Source organism: Saccharomonospora saliphila YIM 90502, from assembly GCF_000383795.1.
GTDB classification, from domain to species: domain Bacteria; phylum Actinomycetota; class Actinomycetes; order Mycobacteriales; family Pseudonocardiaceae; genus Saccharomonospora; species Saccharomonospora saliphila.
In genome coordinates this window covers 1-3,893 of record NZ_KB912693.1, presented here as the reverse complement: position 1 = coordinate 3,893, position 3,893 = coordinate 1, and the positions used below count along the sequence as shown (strand labels likewise).

Below are 3,893 nucleotides of genomic sequence, written 5' to 3'. Positions count from 1 at the left end.
ACTGGTGCGGTGGCGGCGGCGTGGGCCGGGGCTGTCCACCCGCGCCCTCCTGGGACCGCGTGGGCGGCGGTGCGGGTCGCACCCGCCGCGCCAGTTCGGTCACCTGCGACACGCTGCTGAGGTCGAACCGGTGCGGGTGGTCGAACTCCTCCCTACCGGTTCCGGCGTTCAGCGTCTCCCATTCGTCCGCCTCAGTCACGCGCGCCGCCCTGGAGCCGCGCGCGGAGTTCCGGAGTGAGCTGCTGGCCGACCCGGTCGACCAGCAGCGTCATCTCGTAGGCCACGGTGCCGATGTCGGCGGTCGGCGCGGCCAGCACGGCCAGGCACGAGCCGTCGCTGATGGACATCAGGAACAGGTAACCCTTCTCCATCTCGACGACGGTCTGGGTGACCTCGCCGCCCTCGAAGCACCGCGCGGCACCGTGGGTCAGCGACACCAGGCCGGACGCCACGGCGGAGAGCTGCTCGGCGCGGTCCTGCGGCAGGCCCTGCGAACTCGACAGCAGCAGTCCGTCCGCGGAGACGACCACGGCGTGGGCGGCACCGGGGACCCGGCGCACGAAGTCGGTGATCAGCCAGCCGAAATCACCCCGCTGGGCCGAAGTCGTCACTGTGCCTCCTCACCTGCCGAACCTGCCGCGGCAAGACTATTAGCCCGGTCAAACCCATCGATACGGCGATCACGCCGTCCGGCGAAGACCACGCGGCCGGACGGTGGCGGTCACCTGGCGCCGAGAGAATACGTGACCGGACTCACCCCGCGTGGAGGGCCGAGTCGTGGGCGATGGCGTGTCGTACGATCGAGATGAGGACCTGCTTGGTGGCCTCCCGGTCCCGGGCGTCGCAGGCCATGATCGGCACCGACGGCGAGATCGTCAGTGCGTGCCGCACGTCCTCGATCTGGTGGTGCAGCAGCCGGTCGAAGCAGTTGATCGCCACGATGTAGGGCAGCTTGCGGTTCTCGAAGAAGTCGATCGACGGGAAGGCGTCGGCGAGCCGCCGGGTGTCGACGAGCACCACGGCCCCGATCGCCCCGTGGGCGAGGTCGTCCCACATGAACCAGAAGCGGTGCTGACCCGGCGTGCCGAAGAGATAGAGGATCAGATCCGAGTCCAGCGTGATCCTGCCGAAGTCCATCGCCACCGTGGTGGTCATCTTGTTCGGCGTCTGCGACAGGTCGTCGACGGAGACGCTGGCCTCCGTCATCGACGCTTCCGTCGTCAACGGATCGATTTCGGACACGGCTCCGACGAGCGTCGTCTTGCCCACTCCGAACCCTCCGGCGACGACGATCTTCGCCGACTGGGTCGGGCCGGCCCCCGCGCCAGTGGCGGGCGGGTCAAATTCTCCGAAGCCCACTGAGCACCCTTTCCATGAACTCGATACTGGGCCGGTCTCCCACCATGGAGGACGCGGAGTGCACGAGCACCAGCCCGAGACCGGCAACATCACCAACGAGAACCCGCACGACACCGAGGGGCATCCCCAACAGGGCGGCGACCTCGGCGACGGACCGGGTGTCCAGGCACAGCCCGCAGATGGACCGGTGTTCCGGCACCCGCACCCGTTCAAGCCGCCTGCCCCGCTCACTGGTGGAGATCAGTGCCTCGATCGCCAGGTCGTAATCCGGTTTGGTCCTACCGCGCGTGCGGAAGTACGGCCGAACCAATCCGGAACCCTCGTCCTCGACCGGCTCGTCGTCACCGGGCCGCCCCGGCGCCGCGGCCGGGGCGAACTCGCCGGACGGCGGACCGTAGTCCCGCGAGGGTGAACCATGATCCCATGAAGGAGGTCCGAGGTCACCGGAGGGCGGCCCGTAGTCCCGCGACGGCGGCCCGTACTCCCGCGAGGGTGGGCCGTAGTCCCGGGACGGCGGACCGTAGTCCCACGACGGAGGGCCGTAGTCGCGGGACGGCGGACCATAGTCGTGCGAGGACGGCCCTCCGTCGAACCGGCCACGGCCGGAGGCCGGGTACCCCTCCAACTGCTCCCCGGGCCGCCGCACGCCACCACCGCCCATGCCGTACAGCTCCGCGCCCGGGCCGCTGAACAGCGTCTGACCGTGGTCGCCGAGGTCGGAGTCCGAGGGCCCCGGCGAGTCGAGCCCCCCGGATCGCAACCACTCCCCCGTGTCCAACTCGGAGGGCCGGGCGTCGGCCCAACCACCACGCCAGCCCCGGTCCGCCCTGTCGTAGGGCTCGCCGTCCGCCCCGCCCGATCGGCGCCCGGCCGCGCGGCCCTGGTCGAGCCGTCGATCACCTCGTGCGTGCCCGGAATTCACGGCGGTCTCCTCAGTGTGTTCTCACCGATGTGCGATAGGTCGCCGAAGCGGACCGCGGTCGTTCCCGGGGTGCCGGGACGGTCCCGCGTCGTCCGGCCGGGTCAGCCCCGGGTGCTGCCCTGCAACTGCGCCCGCAGTTCCGGCGTCATCTGCTGGCCCACCCGGTCGACCAGCAACGTCATCTCGTACACGACCAGCCCGATGTCGCTGTCCGGCGAACCGAGCACCGCGAGGCACGAGCCGTCGGAGACCGACATGAGGAACAGGAAACCGTTGGCCATCTCGACCACGGTCTGCGCCACCGTTCCGCCCTCGAACACCTGCGCCGCGCCGCGGGCGAGGCTCGTCAGCCCGGACGCCACCGCCGCGAGCTGGTCGGCCCTGTCCTTCGGCAGCCCGCGTGAGGCCGCGAGCAGCAGCCCGTCCGCCGAGACCACGACCGCGTGCGCCGCGCCGGGGACCCGGTGCACGAAGTCCGTGATGAGCCACGCGAAGCTGCCCTGCTGCGCGGAGTTGCCCTGTTTCGGCGCACCCGGCTGCGCTGAACCCGCCCGTGTCAACTCTTACTCCTTCGCCCCGTTGGAACGGGGGGTCGCCCCCGTATCGTCGAACTGCTCGCTTCGGGTCTGCGGCTCCCCGAGCGCGTGCCGACCGCTCTGGTAGCCGCGTTGGAAGCTCTTCATTCTGTTGCGCGCCGCTTCGGCCGACCGGGCGATCGCGCCCTGTCCCGGCTCGCCCGCGGTGGTGTCGGTGAACCCGGCACCCCGGCTCGGCCCGGGATTCGGGGTCGGAGCCGGACTCGCGGCGGCGCCGGGACCACCCACCGAACCCGGCACCAGGTAGGCGTTCGGCACTCGCTTGGGCAGACCCGCCGAGGTGATCTCCTCGTTCTTGTCCTCAAGCAGGGCGTGGGCCGCCTCCCAGCCGGTGTCCGAGACGCTGCGCCACTCCCTCTCGGCGGCGCCACCGGCCTCGTCGTGGCCGGGGGTGTTGTCGTAGTCGCTCATCGCCGTGCCCGTCGCGTCGCCGTCGACGCCGTCCGCTCCCCGCGCGGCGGCGCCGGAATCCTGCCCTGTCGCGGTTCCGGCGTCGGCGGGTGCGGCGTCGGCACCGGTGTCGTCGTGCTCCGGCTCGAACGCGGCCTCTTCGCTGAACCAGCGCGAGAGCACGGACTGGTAGATCGGCAATCTCCTGGTGGGTACATCGTCCTCCAGCGCGCTCCCGCCATCGCCGGACGAGGTGGCCTCGGGCTCCTCCTCCGAGGCGCCCGGGACCGAACGCGGCTCGCGCCTCGGCAGCGCCGGGATGCCGTCGGCACCTCCGTCCATGTCGCCGTCGGGCGACTCGACAGGCCACTGGGGCTCCGCGGGATCGGGCCGCGGCCCCGCCCCGACCGGCCGCACGAGTTCGGTCGCGGGATCGGGTTCCGGATCGTCGGTGGCGGGACTGACGAACGGTCCCGCGGCGCGGTTGGCGCCTCCGACCAGGTCGTCGAGGCTGATGGGCTGGTCGAGCGGGCGCAGGCCGTCCTCGTCGCCCTCTCCCGGCGTGGGTGGCTCCGGCGCGCTCGGCGGCCCGGCCGGGGAACGGCCATTGCGCCCGCCACCGTGCT

Annotated in this window: 4 protein-coding genes and 2 pseudogenes; all 6 read right to left on the bottom strand. The window is 71.7% G+C overall.

The genetic code is table 11. The annotated features are described in order from the left end of the window. Positions 1-199, bottom strand: a pseudogene (locus SACSA_RS26870) (DUF742 domain-containing protein); the annotation flags it as partial. Next, positions 192-611 (bottom strand): roadblock/LC7 domain-containing protein, encoded by a 420-nt coding sequence (locus SACSA_RS0114775; protein WP_019816669.1) that lies wholly within the window; start codon positions 609-611, stop codon positions 192-194. The pseudogene SACSA_RS26870 and the gene SACSA_RS0114775, both read right to left, overlap by 8 nt. Positions 612-753: 142 nt before the next feature. Then, a complete protein-coding gene (locus SACSA_RS0114770) occupies positions 754-1,359 on the bottom strand; it encodes a GTP-binding protein (protein ID WP_028661895.1) in 606 nt (201 codons plus the stop codon). Beyond that, positions 1,340-2,281 (bottom strand): DUF742 domain-containing protein, encoded by a 942-nt coding sequence (locus SACSA_RS0114765; protein ID WP_019816667.1) that lies wholly within the window; start codon positions 2,279-2,281, stop codon positions 1,340-1,342. The genes SACSA_RS0114770 and SACSA_RS0114765 overlap by 20 nt, the downstream gene beginning before the upstream one ends. Before the next feature lie 101 nt (positions 2,282-2,382). Then, positions 2,383-2,841, bottom strand: a complete 459-nt coding sequence (locus SACSA_RS0114760; RefSeq protein WP_019816666.1) for a roadblock/LC7 domain-containing protein — start codon at positions 2,839-2,841, stop codon at positions 2,383-2,385. A 3-nt stretch (positions 2,842-2,844) separates the two neighbouring features. Continuing rightward, a pseudogene (locus SACSA_RS26230) lies at positions 2,845-3,893 on the bottom strand (nitrate- and nitrite sensing domain-containing protein); the annotation flags it as partial.